At 63.3% G+C, this 15,439-nt stretch carries 17 protein-coding genes; 10 read left to right on the top strand and 7 right to left on the bottom strand.

The genetic code is table 11. The features are described from left to right. Positions 1 to 88: 88 nt before the first annotated feature. Positions 89 to 1,462 (bottom strand): MFS transporter, encoded by a 1,374-nt coding sequence (locus ACTORR_RS26315; protein ID WP_099814570.1) that lies wholly within the window; start codon positions 1,460 to 1,462, stop codon positions 89 to 91. Positions 1,463 to 1,938: 476 nt separating this feature from the next. Here ACTORR_RS26315 and quiC point away from each other — a divergent pair, with 476 nt between their 5' ends. Continuing rightward, a complete protein-coding gene (quiC, locus tag ACTORR_RS26320) occupies positions 1,939 to 3,846 on the top strand; it encodes a 3-dehydroshikimate dehydratase QuiC (RefSeq protein WP_054887297.1) in 1,908 nt (635 codons plus the stop codon). A 356-nt stretch (positions 3,847 to 4,202) separates the two neighbouring features. Beyond that, the gene (locus tag ACTORR_RS26325; protein ID WP_082433687.1) at positions 4,203 to 4,361 is read left to right on the top strand and encodes a DUF2256 domain-containing protein; all 159 of its coding nucleotides are present in this window, start codon (positions 4,203 to 4,205) and stop codon (positions 4,359 to 4,361) included. Positions 4,362 to 4,439: 78 nt separating this feature from the next. On the opposite strand, the gene ACTORR_RS26330 is transcribed toward ACTORR_RS26325, so the two are convergent. Continuing rightward, on the bottom strand, positions 4,440 to 4,688 hold the full coding sequence (locus tag ACTORR_RS26330) for a CsbD family protein (RefSeq protein WP_054887296.1): 249 nt from the start codon (positions 4,686 to 4,688) through the stop codon (positions 4,440 to 4,442). A gap of 273 nt (positions 4,689 to 4,961) precedes the next feature. Here ACTORR_RS26330 and ACTORR_RS26335 point away from each other — a divergent pair, with 273 nt between their 5' ends. Further along, entirely contained in the window at positions 4,962 to 5,633 is a 672-nt protein-coding gene (locus ACTORR_RS26335) for a TetR/AcrR family transcriptional regulator (protein WP_054887295.1), read from the top strand. A 6-nt stretch (positions 5,634 to 5,639) separates the two neighbouring features. Here ACTORR_RS26335 and ACTORR_RS26340 read toward each other — a convergent pair whose 3' ends face one another. Beyond that, positions 5,640 to 6,647 (bottom strand): GlxA family transcriptional regulator, encoded by a 1,008-nt coding sequence (locus ACTORR_RS26340; protein WP_313364985.1) that lies wholly within the window; start codon positions 6,645 to 6,647, stop codon positions 5,640 to 5,642. 139 nt (positions 6,648 to 6,786) lie between these two features. Between ACTORR_RS26340 and ACTORR_RS26345 the strand changes: the two genes are divergently transcribed. Both ACTORR_RS26345 and ACTORR_RS26350 read left to right on the top strand, forming a co-directional pair. After that, complete coding sequence (locus ACTORR_RS26345) at positions 6,787 to 7,278, top strand: FAD/FMN-containing dehydrogenase (protein ID WP_313364984.1); 492 nt, start codon at positions 6,787 to 6,789, stop codon at positions 7,276 to 7,278. A 53-nt stretch (positions 7,279 to 7,331) separates the two neighbouring features. Then, complete coding sequence (locus tag ACTORR_RS26350) at positions 7,332 to 7,544, top strand: PLDc N-terminal domain-containing protein (protein ID WP_054887292.1); 213 nt, start codon at positions 7,332 to 7,334, stop codon at positions 7,542 to 7,544. A gap of 41 nt (positions 7,545 to 7,585) precedes the next feature. Here ACTORR_RS26350 and ACTORR_RS26355 read toward each other — a convergent pair whose 3' ends face one another. Then, on the bottom strand, positions 7,586 to 7,912 hold the full coding sequence (locus ACTORR_RS26355; RefSeq protein WP_054887291.1) for a hypothetical protein: 327 nt from the start codon (positions 7,910 to 7,912) through the stop codon (positions 7,586 to 7,588). Between the two features lie 202 nt (positions 7,913 to 8,114). Between ACTORR_RS26355 and ACTORR_RS26360 the strand changes: the two genes are divergently transcribed. The 3 genes from ACTORR_RS26360 to ACTORR_RS26370 all read left to right on the top strand — a co-directional run bounded on the left by ACTORR_RS26360 (position 8,115) and on the right by ACTORR_RS26370 (position 11,396). Next, entirely contained in the window at positions 8,115 to 8,522 is a 408-nt protein-coding gene (locus ACTORR_RS26360) for a RidA family protein (protein ID WP_313364982.1), read from the top strand. Between the two features lie 158 nt (positions 8,523 to 8,680). After that, positions 8,681 to 9,175 (top strand): GNAT family N-acetyltransferase, encoded by a 495-nt coding sequence (locus ACTORR_RS26365; RefSeq protein ID WP_441344073.1) that lies wholly within the window; start codon positions 8,681 to 8,683, stop codon positions 9,173 to 9,175. Between the two features lie 130 nt (positions 9,176 to 9,305). Beyond that, positions 9,306 to 11,396 carry a sensor domain-containing protein gene (locus tag ACTORR_RS26370; protein ID WP_313365153.1) on the top strand — a complete coding sequence of 697 codons (2,091 nt, stop codon included), beginning with the start codon at positions 9,306 to 9,308 and terminating at the stop codon, positions 11,394 to 11,396. Between the two features lie 114 nt (positions 11,397 to 11,510). Here the strand turns inward: ACTORR_RS26370 and ACTORR_RS26375 are convergent, their stop codons facing one another. Continuing rightward, positions 11,511 to 12,335 carry an aldo/keto reductase gene (locus ACTORR_RS26375; RefSeq protein ID WP_054887287.1) on the bottom strand — a complete coding sequence of 275 codons (825 nt, stop codon included), beginning with the start codon at positions 12,333 to 12,335 and terminating at the stop codon, positions 11,511 to 11,513. Between the two features lie 225 nt (positions 12,336 to 12,560). Here ACTORR_RS26375 and ACTORR_RS26380 point away from each other — a divergent pair, with 225 nt between their 5' ends. After that, positions 12,561 to 13,439, top strand: coding sequence for a DMT family transporter (locus tag ACTORR_RS26380; protein WP_054887286.1), 879 nt, complete (start codon positions 12,561 to 12,563; stop codon positions 13,437 to 13,439). 33 nt (positions 13,440 to 13,472) lie between these two features. Here ACTORR_RS26380 and ACTORR_RS26385 read toward each other — a convergent pair whose 3' ends face one another. Further along, complete coding sequence (locus tag ACTORR_RS26385) at positions 13,473 to 14,003, bottom strand: GNAT family N-acetyltransferase (RefSeq protein ID WP_313365152.1); 531 nt, start codon at positions 14,001 to 14,003, stop codon at positions 13,473 to 13,475. 99 nt (positions 14,004 to 14,102) lie between these two features. On the opposite strand from ACTORR_RS26385, the gene ACTORR_RS26390 reads away from it, so the two are divergent. Next, the gene (locus tag ACTORR_RS26390; protein WP_099814577.1) at positions 14,103 to 14,726 is read left to right on the top strand and encodes a glutathione S-transferase family protein; all 624 of its coding nucleotides are present in this window, start codon (positions 14,103 to 14,105) and stop codon (positions 14,724 to 14,726) included. Between the two features lie 414 nt (positions 14,727 to 15,140). Here ACTORR_RS26390 and ACTORR_RS26395 read toward each other — a convergent pair whose 3' ends face one another. Beyond that, the gene (locus ACTORR_RS26395) at positions 15,141 to 15,344 is read right to left on the bottom strand and encodes a hypothetical protein (RefSeq protein ID WP_313365151.1); all 204 of its coding nucleotides are present in this window, start codon (positions 15,342 to 15,344) and stop codon (positions 15,141 to 15,143) included. Between the last annotated feature and the right edge of the window lie 95 nt (positions 15,345 to 15,439).

A 15,439-nucleotide genomic window follows, 5' to 3' on the forward strand; every position in this document is an offset into this window, starting at 1 on the left:
ACAAGGCCGCTCCTACAGGGATTCGCGATTGCCTTGCAGGAGCGGCCTTGTGTCGCGAAAGGGCCGCAAAGCGGCCCCCTGCAATCTCTCAGTGGCTCACCGCCTGAAAGCTACCCTTGCGGCTGGCCTCGAAAGCTTCTTTCTCCATCGGCTTGGCAAGCGGATTGCCCAGGTCTTCCATCGCCAGACGGTGAGTCTCCGGCGCAATGTAGGCCGCCAGTGCACACACGCAGGTAATGAAGAAGGCCAGGCCACCGATCACCAGCGGGATGTTGTCCGAACCCGGTGGCGCCACCAGGGCGAACAGCGCCGGCAGCATGGCGGTGAGCATGGTGCCGATGTTCTGCGCGATGGCCATGGCCGAAACGCGGTAGCGGGTGTGGAACAGCTCCGGGTAGAAGCTTGGAAACACCGCGTTGTAGCCCTGGTAGACCATGCCCCACATCACGATCGAGGTGGCAAAGGCCAGTGGCACGTTCTGGATGCTGATCGCATACAGGTAGACGAAGGCCAGCAGGCCAGAGCCCAGGCAGCCGGCGATCATGGTCGGGCGGCGGCCGATCTTGTCGGACAGGTTGCCCACGAACGGAATCACCAGCACCGCGACGATGTTGCCCACCACCGGGATCCACAGGTACACGCTTTTGTCGAAGCCGATGCCGTAGGCCGGCTGCACCGCATAGGCGGCGCCGAAGATGGTGGCAACCACCGGGATCACGTTCATCAGCGCCATGAACATCACCAGCACCATGTGCTTCCAGCTGTGTCGGAAGGCTTCGCTGATCGGCGATTTGGCCACCTTGTCCTGCTTCTCTTCCTTCACGAACGCCGGGGTTTCGTGCACTTCCCGGCGGATGATGAAGCCCGCGATCAGGACGACGGCGCTCAACAGGAACGGAATGCGCCAGCCCCAGTCGTTGAAGGCCTCACTCGGCATGAAGTAGGCCAGCGGCAGGAACACCGCCGCCGCCAATACCTGGCCGGCCTGCACGCCCTGCAAGGTGAAGCTGGCGTAGTAGCCGCGTCGGCCGAACGGAGCGTGCTCCATGATCATCGAGCTGGCTCCGGAGATTTCCCCGGCCACGGCAAAGCCCTGGACCAGGCGCAGCACCACCAGCAAGGCCGGGGCCAGCAGGCCGATGTCGTGGTAGGTCGGCAGCAGGCCGACGGCCATGGTCGACAGGCCCATCAGGAACATGCACAGCAGCAGCACGTTCTTGCGCCCGCGGGTGTCACCCCAGTGACCGAGCACGAACGCACCGACAGGGCGTGCCAGGTAACCCACACCGTAGGTGGCCAACGAGGCGATGATGGCCATTTTCGGGTCGGTGTTGGGGAAGAAGATCTGCGGGAAGATCAGCGCCGCTGCCTGGGCATAGATGAAGAAATCGTAGTATTCGAGTGCCGAGCCAATCCATCCACTGGCGGTCGCTTTCTTGGCTTGAGAGCTTGAGTGAGCCATCGTTGTCTCCGTTGTTCTTGTAGGTCGCCGCACGGCTGGCGTCGCTCAGGGGCGGCCAGAGGGGTGCGATCGCTTTTCGGGAGTAGGGCGGTTATAGCGCGATTGACCGCAGGCGGTGTCTGCAGAGGATATACGAACGAGCAGGTGCGGATCGCAAGGCGATGGAGGTGTGCATAGGTCGGTACCCGGTTTATTGAACTTATTATGTTGTGACGTTGGGCTTGTCTGCGCAGGTTCTGCCAGACGACCCTCAGGGCAGAAGAGGGCGGTCGGTGGGCCTGCGTCTGGGTCCATGTTTGCTTAGGGTCGGCAGTGAATCAATTCGCCAAAATAGGTTTTGTGCGGTAATCGAACGCAAAACTAACCATTTCGTACAAACAGATTGCCCGCCCGACTTTACCTGCGAATAATCAACAGTGCCAGAAACCCCAACGGGTTCTCGGCTCGTCGTCCGTCCAATAACAAGGAACTCCCTCATGCAGCGTTCGATAGCCACCGTGTCCTTGAGCGGCACCCTGCCGGAAAAGCTCGAAGCCATCGCCGCCGCCGGTTTCGACGGCGTCGAGATCTTCGAGAACGACCTGCTGTACTACGCCGGCAGCCCGCGCGAAGTGCGGCAGATGTGCGCCGATCTCGGCATTGCCATCACCCTGTTCCAGCCATTTCGCGACTTCGAAGGCTGCCGCCGCGACCGCCTGCAGAAGAACATCGACCGCGCTGAGCGCAAGTTCGACCTGATGCAGGAGCTGGGCACCGACCTGGTGCTGGTGTGCAGCAACGTCCAGGCGGATGCCCTTGGCGATGAACAGATCCTGGTGGACGACCTGCGCCTGCTCGCCGAGCACGCCGGCAAGCGCGGCCTGCGGATCGGCTACGAAGCCCTGGCCTGGGGCCGCCACGTCAATACCTACCAGCAAGTGTGGAACCTGGTGCGCCAGGCCGACCACCCGGCGCTGGGGGTGATCCTCGACAGCTTCCACACGCTGTCGCTCAAAGGTGACCCGGCGGCGATCCGCGACATCCCGGGCGACAAGATCTTCTTCGTGCAGATGGCCGACGCGCCGATCCTGAACATGGACGTGCTGGAGTGGAGCCGCCACTTCCGCAACTTCCCGGGCCAGGGTGAAATGGACCTGGCCGGCTTCCTCGCGCCGATCCTGGCCACCGGCTACCGCGGCCCGCTGTCGCTGGAAATCTTCAACGATGGCTTCCGTGCAGCACCGCCACGGCAGAATGCCGCCGACGGCCTGCGCTCGCTGCTGTACCTCGAAGAGCAGACCCGCCTGCGCCTGGAACAGCAAGGCACCACTCTCGAGCCGGGCGTGCTGTTCACCCCGCCGGCTGCCAGCGCCTACGACGGAGTGGAGTTCCTCGAGTTTGCCGTCGACGAAGCCGTCGGCGCGCGCCTGGGCAGTTGGCTCAAGCGCCTGGGCTTTGCCGAAGCCGGCAAGCACCGCAGCAAGGAGGTGCGCCTGCTGCGCCAGAACGACATCAACATCGTGCTCAACGCCGAGCCGTACTCGTTTGGCCACAACTTCTTCGAGGCCCACGGCCCGTCGCTGTGCGCCACCGCCCTGCGGGTGAAGGATGAGCACGCCGCGCTGCAACGCGCTACCGACTTCCGCGGCCAGCCATTCCGTGGCCTGGTCGGCCCCAACGAATGCGAAGTGCCAGCCGTGCGTGCGCCGGACGGCAGCCTGATCTACCTGGTGGAGCAGGGCAAGGAAGGGCCGTCGCTATACGACACCGACTTCCGCCTGGACCCGGCCGCCACTGTCACTGGCGGTTTGCAGCGCATCGACCACATGGCCCTGGCGCTGCCGGCCGAGTCGCTGGACAGCTGGGTGCTGTTCTACAAGAGCCTGTTCGACTTTGCTGCCGACGACGAAGTGGTGCTGCCCGACCCGTATGGCCTGGTCAAGAGCCGCGCCTTGCGCAGCCAGTGCGGCAGCCTGCGTTTGCCGCTGAACATCTCGGAGAACCGCAACACCGCCATCGCCCATGCGCTGTCCAGTTACCGCGGTTCGGGTGTGCACCACATCGCCTTCGACTGCGCGGACATCTTCGCCGAAGTGGCACGGGCCAAGGAGTCGGGGGTGCCGTTGCTGGAAATCCCGTTGAACTACTACGACGACCTCGCGGCGCGGTTCGATTTCAACGACGAGTTCCTCAGCGAACTGGCGTACTACAACGTTCTGTACGACCGTGATGCCCAGGGCGGCGAGCTGTTCCACGTGTATACCGAGCCGTTCGAGGAGCGATTCTTCTTCGAGATCATCCAGCGCAAGGGGGGCTATGCCGGGTATGGCGCGGCGAACGTCGCGGTGCGCCTGGCGGCGATGGCCAAGCGGCGTAGCGGGGCGGCGCGCAAGCCGGTGTTGTGATAGAGCTTGCCTGATCCCCATCCTGTGGAGCGGGCTTGCCCGCGAATGTGGCAGCGGCTTCAGCTACGAACACCGGCGCAGCCGGTGTCATGCACCGCGTTGGATTCTTCGCGGCTAAAGCCGCTCCCACAGCGTATGCGGACCGCTTGCGAACTCAGTTCTCTTTGCGAAAGCGCAGCCACATGGCTGGGTGATGACCCCCAGGGGCAGTGGAGGCTTCAGAAATAACCTCAAAAATCTATACAAAATACTACTCTTGTATGGAAATCCCTCCCGGTGCACCGCCCGTGGTACTCAAACCCTGCCCATCGTCCAGTGCCGGCCATCGACCGGCAAGTACTGCGTGACACGTGGGTATGCGCAAGCCGTTGCCGAGCAAGGTATGTCCCGCCTGTGGCCTGCCGTTCAGCTGGCGCAAGCGTTGGGCGCGATGCTGGGACCAGGTGCGCTACTGTTCCGAACGCTGCCGCCGTTCAGCGAAACGGCAGCCCGGCCGCGCCTGCCAGCGCCCATGAGCCCGAGCCGCCGGACGGTGCTCGGTCTCATGGGCGCTGCAAGCCCCGCTATGATGGGCGAACGCTTTGCGCGCCAATTCAGCGCCGCAACAGTCGACTGACAACCAGCGCGAGCCCTGCTGCCACAGCCAGCGCTGTCAGCGGCTTCTCCCTTACAAATGTGGAAACGTTATCCAGTGCATCGCCATAGCTCTTGGTGAGCTGACCCGATGCCTGGCGCGCATTTCCCTCCGCTTCCAGGGCCGGATCTTCCAGCCACTTGCCGGCTGCGCTCTGCGCCTTGCCGGCGACCTTTTCTGCAACACCTTCGATCTGTTCACGTTTCATTGATCAAACCTTCCTGTGAATGACATTGGGCTTATCGCACAGGGTTAGGGGGCAGCGACTGTGGCTTAGTTCCAACGACGCAACGGCGGGTTGGAGAACCTCATGCTTGCCGCTCAACAGTACGTGCGCATGGATGCCATCGACAAGGTATTGCATACCCCAGAGGCCACACACCTGCTACCTGCGACCCTTCGACCAACAGCCCGCTTCCCTGCATCCCCCCACTCACGGATAATCCCTCTCCAATTCCAATAATCACCCCCGTGAGCCCCCATGACCGACCCCGTAGCCCCCCTCAGCCCGCCTGAACCCTCGGCTACGCGCCAACCGCGCAAGAACAACCCCGAGAAAACCCGCGAGGACATCCTCCAGGCTGCCATCAACGAGTTCGTCCAGCAGGGCCTGGCCGGCGCGCGCGTGGATGCCATCGCCGAGCGCACGGCCACTTCCAAGCGCATGATCTACTACTACTTCGGCAGCAAGGAGCAGCTGTACGTCGAGTGCCTGGTCAAGCTGTACGGCGACATCCGCAAGACCGAGCAGAGCCTGGACCTGGAGTCGCTGCCGGCCGAGCAGGCGATTCGCCGGCTGTCCGAGTTCACCTTCGACCACCACGACCGCAACGTCGATTTCGTGCGCATGGTCTGCACCGAGAACATCCATTACGGCGAGTACGTCAAGAAGTCCCCGGCCATTCGCGAAATGAGCAGCCTGGTGCTGCAGGCATTGGGCAGCACCCTGGCGCGTGGCGTGAAAGAGGGCGTGTTCCGCGAAGGCATCGAGGTCATCGACCTGCACATGCTGATGAGTTCGTTCTGCTTCTACCGGGTGTCCAACCGCCACACCTTCGGTGACATCTTCCAGATCGACCTGGCCGACGAGCAGGTCAAGCAACGCCACCGGCAGATGATCTGCGACGTGGTGCTCAGCTACATCCGCGCCTGAATCCGCTCACTCGCCCAGCCGTTGCTCGCGTGACGGCGGGTAGCCGAAGTAGGCGGCGTAGCATTTGCTGAAGTGCGATACCGAGACGAAGCCGCAGGCCACTGCCACCTCCATCACCGACAGGTCGGAGTACTGCAGCAGGCGGCGGCTTTTGGTGATGCGCAGTTCCATGTAATAGCGCCGCGGCGAGGTGCCGAGCTGGGCCTGGAACAGGCGGTCGATCTGCCGACGCGAGCGACCGCTGTAGGCGGCCAGCTGGTCCAGGCTCAGGGTCTCCTCGAGGTTGTTCTCCATGAGCTCGACAATGGTGCGCAGGTGCAAGCTCATCGACTTCTTCGCCCCAGGGCCGACCTGGCGGTAGCGGGCGCCGGAGAACGACAGGATTTCTTCCACCCCTTCGGCCAAGCCGTCGCCGTACAGGCGGCGCACCAGGCCGAGCATCAGCTCCATGGCGCCGTTGGGGCTGGCGGCGCTGAGGCGGTCGCGGTCGAGGGTGAAACTGGCTGGGGTGATGCGGGTTTGCGGGCTGCGCTCGGACAGGCTGGCGCGCTGTTCGGGGTGGATGCTGCAACCGTAATCATCGAGCACACCAGCGCGGCCGAGGAACCAGGCGCCATTCCACAGCCCGCCCAGGGCCATGCCGTGGGCGGCGCATTCTTCCAGCAGGCGGTCCAGTTCGGGGTATTTCAGCGGCGTGCGCAGGCCGCTGCAGACGATCAGCAGGTCGAGTGCCTTGAGGTCGCTGGAGGACAATTCGCTGGCCACCAGTTCCAGGCCCAGGTCGCTGAGCACCCGGTCACCCTTGAGTGACAGCGGGGTGAAGCGAAAGCTGTCGGCACGCAGCAGGTTGGCGGTGACCAGCACGTCCATGGCCACGGTGAAGCTGGCCATCGAAAAGTGCTCGAGCAGGATGAAGTCGACGCGATAAGGGGCCTCGGGGCTACCGGCGCTGGCCTTGAGCCGCAGCATGTTGCTGGTGCTGGTCTTCTTGCTGAACTGACGTGGGGTGGGCACTCTGGACTCCGCTTCCTGGCTGGCCAGCAGAGTGTGGCGGCAGCGTGCGGGAAAGACAATCGCCGGCGCGCGCGTGTCGTGGTGCAGGTCGTGTTGAGGCAAGTGGAATATGCTGGCACCTCTGTTCTGGAGAACTTCGATGAAATATGCCATTGCGTTACTGTTCGGTCTGCTGCCGTTGCTGGCCCATGCCCTGGAGCCAGGCGAGCGGTTGGCACCCTGGACGCTGCTTGACCAGTACGATCAGCCTTACAGCCTGAAACCCGACACTCACATACTGCTGGTGGCCCGCGACATGGAGGGTGCCAAGCTGGTCAAGGCCGCTTTGGCCGACGCGCCCAAGGGCTACCTGGAGGCGCGCGATGCGGTGTTCGTCGCCGATATTCACCGCATGCCGGCGCTGATCAGCAAGCTGTTCGCCATTCCGGCGATGCGTGATTACAGCTACCGGGTGTTGCTCGACCGCGAAGGCCGTATTGCCAGTCGCTATCCGGGGCAGGCGGGGCAGGTTTCATGGCTGCGCTTGAAGGATGGGGTGCTGGTGAGCGAGCAGGCCTTTGCCGATGCCGTGGCGCTCAAGGCGGCCCTGGACGGGGTGCCGGGACTGGGCGTTCGCAGCAAATCCGACTGAACCCTCAGCGCTGGCAGCAACCCAACCCAGTACATGCCAACGGGAGAGTGCTCATGGAAATCGGAACGATCTGGATCATTGTCGCGGCCTTGGTCATCCTGCTCGAGATCTTTGCCATCTGGCACATCATCGGCAGCGATCGGCGCGCAGAGCGCAAGATGCTGTGGGTTGTGTTCGTGGTCTATGCACCGTTCCCGGGGCTGCTGTTCTGGGCCTGGCGTGGGCCGCGGGCAGTGAAGGGCAGGGCGGTGCTGGAGGAGAAATGACGGCGGCGGTATCAGGCGCATGGCGCCTGATACCGGTGGCGTCAGTCGGGCGTGATGCCGATTTTGATGGCCGGGTCCAGGCCGCTGACCATCAGGCTGCCGGCGAAGCTGACCGTGTCCTCTACCTCCAGTGCCTTGAACGCGTCACGGATGCGGGTACGAATCGCCTTGCTGGCTTCTTTGCGCTTTTCGTCAGGCGTACCCGGTGACAGGACAACCTCACCGTGCAGCGTCGTTTCGACTTTGCCGGAGGTCTTCCAGCCCATCTCTTCGCGCAGGTGGGTTCGCGCTATTGCGGCGTCACCTTCATGATCATTGTTCACCGGGCTGATGGTGTAGGCGAGTTGGAACGCATAGGGCTTGCTCATGGCTTTTCCTTCAGTGAAGCGGCGCTACGCCGCAGTGCTGGCCTCCGTGCCGGGAACTGCAATCTAGCGAACTGTGCGGCGCAGTCCTACATACACGTCGTTGAGGTTCTGCGCGGCGATAAAGAAATCTCCTACAACAGCTTGACCTCTACCTAACTCGAGCCCACAGACTCAGACGCTCATTCATACGAAGGAGCGTCCCATGACCCGCGCATTTCAATTGTCCAACCCGCAAGGCCTGTACGACCCCAGCGCCAATGCCTATTCCCACGTCGCCGAGGTCGCCAGCGGCAGCCGCCTGCTGTTTATCGCCGGGCAGGGCGGGGAGGATGCCGATGGCCAGCTTTCGCCCGAATTTGCACGGCAGGCCCGCCAGGCGTTGGCCAATCTGCAGATTGCGCTGGCTTCGAAAGGAGCGGAATTGGCACAAGTGTTCAAGCTGACGTTGCTGATTGTCGATCACAGCGAGCAACGCCTGGCGCAGTTGGTGGCTGAGGCGGATCGCGCCTGGGGAGGGCACATGAAGCCCACCTGTACGCTGATACCGGTGCCGCGCCTGGCGCTGGATGGCATGCTGGTGGAGATCGAGGCTGTGGCGGCTATTGCATAAGCCTGTGGCGGCCTCTTCGCGGGTAAACCCGCTCCCACAGGGTTCACCACAGTCTTCAAGGCTTGTGCAGAACCTGTGGGAGCGGGTTTACCCGCGAAAGGGCCAGTACAGGCACTACAAAAGCCTTAGAATGGCCTTTTCCCCGAGCCCACCCAGCCATGCTGCCCATCGAACTGCTGCCCACCACCCCCGACCAGGCCGAACTGATCCGTAACCTCTACCAGTTCTATGCCTATGAGTCCTCCGACTGGGAGCAGGAAGATGTCGAAGTGGACGGCCGTTTCTACATTCACGAAGAGCACCTGCAGCGCTACTGGCAGTCCCCAGGCTGGAGCGCCAGCCTGGTGCTGGCGGACGGTTTCATCGCCGGCTTCGTGCTTGTAGAGCGCAGCGAACTGCCCGGTTTCGACGCGCTGGAGCTGGCCGACCTGTTCATCCTCAAGCGCTATCGGCGCCAGGGCATCGGCCGTGCCGTGGCCAACCAGTTCCTCGCCAGCCCCGGCGACTGGCTGCTGCGTTGCTACGCCCTGGATCCGATCGCGGTGGCGTTCTGCAAGGCCGTGGTAGCCGACCTGCAACGGCCTGTGCAACAGATCTTCCCCGCCGACGAGGCTGACCTGCTCACCTACCAGGTGACGTCCGTCTTTCACTGACCGGCAGCAAAATTCTGTGATCCACTTCACAAAATCCACTCGCAAGGCATAATGCCAGCACTGCCTTACAAGACCCGGCCGCCCTGGCGCGGGGTTCCTTTCGTGCGCGTCGCAGGTTCAGGTAAATTTCATGTCGTTAGTCGCAAGCCCCGACATCATGTACCGGCTGTTGATCCAGAGCGTGGTGGACTATGCCATCTACCTGCTCACCCCCGACGGTATTGTCGCCAACTGGAACCCCGGCGCACAGCGCGCCAAGGGCTACCGCGCCGAGGAGATCGTCGGCCAGCATTACTCGTTGTTCTACAGTGAAGACCAGCGCACGGCCGGCCTGCCTGAGCAGAACCTGGAACAGGCCCGCAGCAGCGGCCGTTTCGAAGAGATCGGTTCGCGCCTGCGCAAGGACGGCACGGCCTTCCACGCCCATGTGGTGATCGAGGCGGTACGTGACGACCACGGCCAGCTGGTCGGTTTCGCCAAGGTCACCCGCGACATTTCCGAGCGCCGCCAGCAGGAGCTGGAGCTGCTGCAAGCCAAGGAACTGGCCGAGCAGTACAGCCAGGAAATGGCCAACCTGTCGCAGTTCCTTGACTCGGTAATTGCCAACATCCCTGCCAGCGTCATCGTCCAGGACCTGGAAAGCCAGCGCATCCTGCTCGCCAACCAACAGGCCGAGCGCCTGTTCGGTGGCGGCGCCAAGCCAATGATCGGCCACACGCCCGCAGAGTGCCTGGCACCGGCCGCCGCGGACTACCTGGAAACCCAGCTCAGCCGTGGGGCGCGCAGCAGCAAGGGCTTTGCCGCCGAAACCCGGGTCGACACCGCCTGTGGCCCGCGCACCCTGCGCAGCCGCGTGCTGCTCAGCCAACAGTGTGAGGGCCAGGCAGATTACGTGCTGTTCGTGGCCGAAGATGCCACCGAAGAGCTGGCCGCCCACGCGCAGATCCACCATATGGCGCACCACGACGCCCTTACCGGGCTGCCCAACCGCACCTTGTTCCATGAGCGCCTCAGGCAGGCCCTGGTGCGCGGTCACGACAACGAGAAGCTCACTGCCGCACTGTGCCTGGACCTGGACAACTTCAAGAACATCAACGACTCCCTCGGCCATGCCTTCGGTGACAAGCTGTTGCGCGCGCTCGGCAAGCGCCTGCGCCGCGAACTGCGCGAGCACGACACCCTGGCCCGCTTGGGCGGTGACGAGTTCGCCGTGGTGCTGACCCATCTGGACAGTCGTGAAGCCGCCTGTAACACGGCCAGGCGCCTGATCGAGGCGATCTGCCCGCCATTCCAGATCGAGGGTCATCAGTTCTCGGTGGGTCTGAGCATCGGCATCGCCATCGCCCCCGACGACAACGACCAGGCCGAACAACTGCTCGGCTATGCCGACATGGCGCTGTATGAGGCCAAACGCAACGGCCGTAACCGTTACGAGTGTTTCCACCTGGAACTGGATGTCGCCGCCCGTCAGCGCCGCCTGGTGGAAACCGACCTGCGCACGGCGCTGCACCTGGGGCAGCTGCACCTGCATTACCAGCCGGTGGTGGATCAGCAGACCAACAGCGTGACCGGCTACGAGGCGCTGTTGCGCTGGGAGCACCCGACCCGGGGCATGGTCATGCCGATGGACTTCATCCCCATCGCCGAGGAAACCGGGTTGATCCACGAGCTCGGCGCCCGGGCGCTAAACCTGGCGTGCCAGGAGGCGGCCAGCTGGGGAACCGAGCAGACCGTGTCGGTGAACCTGTCGCCGGTACAGTTCAAGAATGCCAACCTGGTCCACAGCGTGGCCCTGGCCCTGGCCGACTCGGGCCTGGCACCGCAGCGCCTGGAGCTGGAGATCACCGAGTCGGTGCTGCTCGGCAACAGCGAAGAAAACGTGCGTACCTTGCGGGCGCTGAAGGACCTGGGCGTGTCGATCTCGCTGGATGACTTTGGTACGGGCTATTCGTCGCTGGGCTATCTGCGTTCGTTCCCGTTCGACCGGATCAAGATCGACAAGTCGTTTGTGCATGACATGTGCGACAGCCGCGAGGCGATGTCGATCATCCGCGCGATTACCGAGCTGTCCAACAGCCTGATGATCAAGACCACGGCCGAAGGGGTGGAGTCGGAGGAGCAGATGCAGCGGCTGCGGGCGGAAGGGTGCTCGCACTTCCAGGGCTATCTGTACGGGCGGCCGGCGCCGGCCAGCGAGCGCTTGAAGCAGGTTTCGGTGTAACTGATCAAGGGCCCATTCGCGGGTAAACCCGCTCCCACAGGTTCTGCACAAGTCTTCAAGCCTGCGGTGAACCCTGTGGGAGCGGGCGTGCCCGCGAAGAGGCCCTGGCAGGACTCAGCTGTTCCAGTCGGGTGCAAACTCCGGGCTGACCACCCGCTGCCCCTTCGGCAACCCGGCAATCAGCGCGCGGTCGGCATCATCCAGCCGCACCTCCAGTGCCGCCAGGTTGGCCAGCTGGTTGTCCCGGCTGCTGGCCTTGGGAATCACCGCCACCCCGTTCTGGTCCAGCAACCACTTCAACGCCACCTGGCTCGGCAGTACGCCATGCTTGCGCGCAATCTCGCGGATCACCGCCTGCTCCGCCGCGCGGCCACGGGCCAGCGGGGTGTAGGCGGTCAGCACCAAGTCATGCTGGCGGGCGTAGTCGAGCAGTGGTTGCTGGTCGAGCAGTACGTGGTATTCGACCTGGATCGCCGACAGTGGCGCGCCCAGTTCCTCGACCACACGGCGCAGCAGGCCGAGCGGGAAGTTGGCCACGCCGATGCTGCGCGCCTTGCCCTCGTCGCGCAATGCCACCAGGGTTTCGATGCTACGGGCCAGGTCCCAGTCCTTGGCGGGCCAGTGGATGTGGAACAGGTCGACCTGCTCGGTGCCCAGCGCCCGCAGGCTGTCTTCCAGCGATTGGCGCATGGCCTTGGGCTCAAGGCGGTCCCACCAGACTTTGGTGGTCAGGTGGATCTGCTCACGCGGCACGCTGCTGTCGCGCAGGGCCTGGCCGACAGCGGCTTCGTTGGCGTAGGCAGTGGCGGTGTCGATGTGCCGGTAACCCAACTCCAGCGCCTGGTGCACGGCGCGGGTGCAGGCGTCGCCGGTCATTGGCCAGGTGCCCAGGCCGATGCAGGGCAGGTCGAGGCCGTTGCGGGTGGTGAGCCGTTGCATGAAAACTCCTTGTTCGAGGTCGAGGGTCCGTCATCGATGGTGCGCGCTTTGCCAGGCACAGACCATGCAGCGGGTGTAGAAAGTGGTCGATAAGCGAACGGAATGGCGAACGTCCCAGGTAAAGCCTGGAATTGAACTTCCTTAAGTTGTCGTATCTCTTCTAGAATCCGTGCTGTCGCACCTTCCCCTGGCGCAGCATGCAGCCACGCCGCCGTCGAGAACGCCATGAGTTCCAGCACACCGCTGTCCGGAGTCAACCAACCCCTGCGCGGCATCGCCCTGGTGGTGGTGGCGACGTTCCTGTTCGCCAGTCACGATGCCTTGTCCAAGTTCCTCGGTGGGCTGTACCCGATCGTCATGGTGGTGTGGGCCCGCTACGTGGTGCACACGCTGCTGATGGCCGGGATCTTCCTGCCCAAGTCGGGCCTGAATGTGCTGCGCACCCGCCGTCCGGTGCTGCAGACCTTGCGGGCGCTGAGCCTGCTGAGTACCAGCCTGCTGTTCACCACCGGCCTGCAATACCTGCCGCTGGCCGAGGCGACCTCGGTCAACTTCCTTGCCCCGGTGCTGGTCACCGCGCTGTCGGCGCCCTTGCTCAAGGAGCGGGTGACGCCTGGGCAGTGGGTGGCGGTGGTGCTGGGCTTCATCGGTGTGCTGGTGGTGGTGCACCCCGGTGGCGCGATGTTCACCCCGGCGATCCTCTATCCGTTCGGTTCGGCGCTGGGTTTCTGCTTCTATCAGCTGCTCACGCGTATCCTGGCGGCCTACGACAGCCCGACCACCAGCAACTTCTACGCCGGGCTGTGCAACACCCTGGTGATGAGTGCGCTGGTGCCGTTCTTCTGGGAAGTGCCGCGTTGGGACCATGCATTGCTGATGCTGGCCCTGGGCGGTTTCGGCATGAGCGCGCACCTGCTGCTGACCCAGGCCTTCCGCCATGCAGCGCCAGCGCTGCTGGCGCCGTTCAGCTACTGCCAGATCGTGTTTGCCGGGTTGCTGGGGCTGCTGATTTATGGGCAGGTGCCCGACAGTGCGAGCTTGCTGGGCATTGCCATCATCTGCCTGAGTGGCCTCGGGGCCGCGTGGATGCAGCGCAAGAAATAGAGGCGAATTATTCCAGCCGATGGAGGTGCCGGCTCATCGGTTTTCCGCAGGCACGCGTCGGTACACAGGCCTCGGCGTGCTTGGGTCAAATTCAGTCAGCTGGCTGCCGGCCCGCACGAACCCGGCGCTTTCGGCCAGGCGCTGGCTGGCATGGTTATCGATATCAGTGGTCAGCCACACCGGGGCATCGACGGCGTCCAGCAGGCAGGTCAGCGCCTCACGCATCAGGCCCTGGCCGCTGCTGGCCTGGCTCGCCCAATAGCCCACTTCGTACTGGTCATCGCCAGGGCGCAGGCCGATGCAGCCGATCACTTCACCGCTGTCTGGAGCGAGGATGAAATAGCGCTTTTCCTTGGCCGGGTCGAGAAACTCCTCGGCGCTCAGTTGCAGGGTCTCCTGCACTTCCTTCAAGGTCCAGTCGGGCTTGGCCCAGGCCAGGAATGGCTGGTGCAGTGCATAGCTGTCGAGCAGTGCCTGGCGCAGTTGCTGGGCGAATGCCGGCGCGGGGCGGACCACCAGGGTGCGGGGCGTGGACAGGGTACGGGGCAGATCGGGGTAGGGCATTGCCGGCCTTCCTGGCGGGTTGATCGGGAGATCTAAGCATATTTTTGTGTAATCTGTACGAACCCAACCGATCCCTCAAAGGAAACTGAAGGTCCGCCCATGTCCGACTACACGCTGCATTGCTTCGCCGAATCCGGCAACGCCTACAAGGCTGCGCTGATGCTCGAACTCACCGGCCAGGACTGGCAACCGGTGTTCGTCGATTTCTTCAACGGCCAGACCCGCGACCCGCAATGGCGCGACCAGGTCAACGAGCAGGGCGAAGTGCCCGTGCTGGAGCACGCCGGGCAACGGCTGACCCAGTCGGCACTGATTCTCGAATACCTCGCCGAACGCACCGGCCAGTTCGGCCCGCGTGACGACAACGAGAAGCGCGAGATCTGGCGCTGGATGCTGTTCGACAACCACAAGTTCACCAGCTACTACGCGGCGCTGCGTTTTCTGCTGTGCCTGAAGAAGACCGGTGAGACCGAGGTGACCGGCTTTCTGCGCGAGCGGGCCACGGCGGCTTACCGGATTGTCGATGCGCACCTGGCGAAGGCGCCGTTCATGGTCGGTGAGCGGCTGACCATCGCCGACCTGTCGCTGGCGGGGTATGTGTTCATGCCGGAGGATACCGGGATCGTGCTGACCGATTTCAGCCACATCGAGGCCTGGAAGCAGCGGATTCAGGCGGTGCCGGGGTGGAAGCATCCCTACGAGCTGATGCCCCGTACGGCGTAATTCTGAGCCGGCCTCTTCGCGGGCGCGCCCGCTCCCACAGGATCACCACAGCCTTTGATACATGCGCTGTACCTGTGGGAGCGGGCGTGCCCGCGAATGGGCCGCCACAGGAATTACGGCGTGATTCTGAGCCGGCCTCTTCGCGGGCGCGCCCGCTTCCACAGGATCACCACAGCCTTTGACACATGCGCATACCTGTGGGAGCGGGCGTGCCCGCGAAAGGGCCCGACCAGGCAATAGAGATTTCAGGGAGATTGACCAAAGATCACAGGCGACACCTAATGCACCGTCGGCAAGACCACCTTCTTCCAAGGTGAAAACCAGTCCCACCCGCTGTTGCGCGCAGCATTGATGGGCTGGGGGCGGATATTGGCTACAGCCGGTGTTGTGAAGCTTGCTATCCGCCCCTGCCTTTCACTTGAGCTTTACGTCCTTGGCATAATACTTGTCGCCCCGTTTCTCAACATCGAACGTCACCTCGTCGCCGTTCTTCAAATTCAAAGAACCCACCGCCTCTCGCTCCAGGATGACATCGTCGTCTTCGATCTCGTGATCCAGGAAACCTGCTTTCAGCGTGGTGTTGTACATCTTCACCTTCGCAACCCTTTGCGTACTCATGCTTCTCGCTCCTCAAGGATGCAACGCGTTTGTGAAGCGCCAGTCTTGATCCATCACACAGAAATGGAAACTGGCATTTTTGCCAGGTGCCGATC

The organism is Pseudomonas sp. SAR267 (assembly GCF_052077595.1).
In the GTDB taxonomy this organism is placed as follows: Bacteria; Pseudomonadota; Gammaproteobacteria; order Pseudomonadales; family Pseudomonadaceae; genus Aquipseudomonas; species Aquipseudomonas vlassakiae.

Coding starts and splice junctions, on each gene's coding strand:
- ACTORR_RS26375 (WP_054887287.1), bottom strand. CDS start 12,335: ATGCAACGGCTCACCACCCGCAACGGCCTCGACCTGCCCTGCATCGGC.
- ACTORR_RS26390 (WP_099814577.1), top strand. CDS start 14,103: ATGTCCGACTACACGCTGCATTGCTTCGCCGAATCCGGCAACGCCTAC.
- ACTORR_RS26395 (WP_313365151.1), bottom strand. CDS start 15,344: ATGAGTACGCAAAGGGTTGCGAAGGTGAAGATGTACAACACCACGCTG.
- ACTORR_RS26360 (WP_313364982.1), top strand. CDS start 8,115: ATGACCCGCGCATTTCAATTGTCCAACCCGCAAGGCCTGTACGACCCC.
- ACTORR_RS26345 (WP_313364984.1), top strand. CDS start 6,787: ATGAAATATGCCATTGCGTTACTGTTCGGTCTGCTGCCGTTGCTGGCC.
- ACTORR_RS26370 (WP_313365153.1), top strand. CDS start 9,306: ATGTCGTTAGTCGCAAGCCCCGACATCATGTACCGGCTGTTGATCCAG.
- quiC (WP_054887297.1), top strand. CDS start 1,939: ATGCAGCGTTCGATAGCCACCGTGTCCTTGAGCGGCACCCTGCCGGAA.
- ACTORR_RS26315 (WP_099814570.1), bottom strand. CDS start 1,462: ATGGCTCACTCAAGCTCTCAAGCCAAGAAAGCGACCGCCAGTGGATGG.
- ACTORR_RS26330 (WP_054887296.1), bottom strand. CDS start 4,688: ATGAAACGTGAACAGATCGAAGGTGTTGCAGAAAAGGTCGCCGGCAAG.
- ACTORR_RS26335 (WP_054887295.1), top strand. CDS start 4,962: ATGACCGACCCCGTAGCCCCCCTCAGCCCGCCTGAACCCTCGGCTACG.
- ACTORR_RS26355 (WP_054887291.1), bottom strand. CDS start 7,912: ATGAGCAAGCCCTATGCGTTCCAACTCGCCTACACCATCAGCCCGGTG.
- ACTORR_RS26380 (WP_054887286.1), top strand. CDS start 12,561: ATGAGTTCCAGCACACCGCTGTCCGGAGTCAACCAACCCCTGCGCGGC.
- ACTORR_RS26385 (WP_313365152.1), bottom strand. CDS start 14,003: ATGCCCTACCCCGATCTGCCCCGTACCCTGTCCACGCCCCGCACCCTG.
- ACTORR_RS26325 (WP_082433687.1), top strand. CDS start 4,203: ATGCGCAAGCCGTTGCCGAGCAAGGTATGTCCCGCCTGTGGCCTGCCG.
- ACTORR_RS26365 (WP_441344073.1), top strand. CDS start 8,681: ATGCTGCCCATCGAACTGCTGCCCACCACCCCCGACCAGGCCGAACTG.
- ACTORR_RS26350 (WP_054887292.1), top strand. CDS start 7,332: ATGGAAATCGGAACGATCTGGATCATTGTCGCGGCCTTGGTCATCCTG.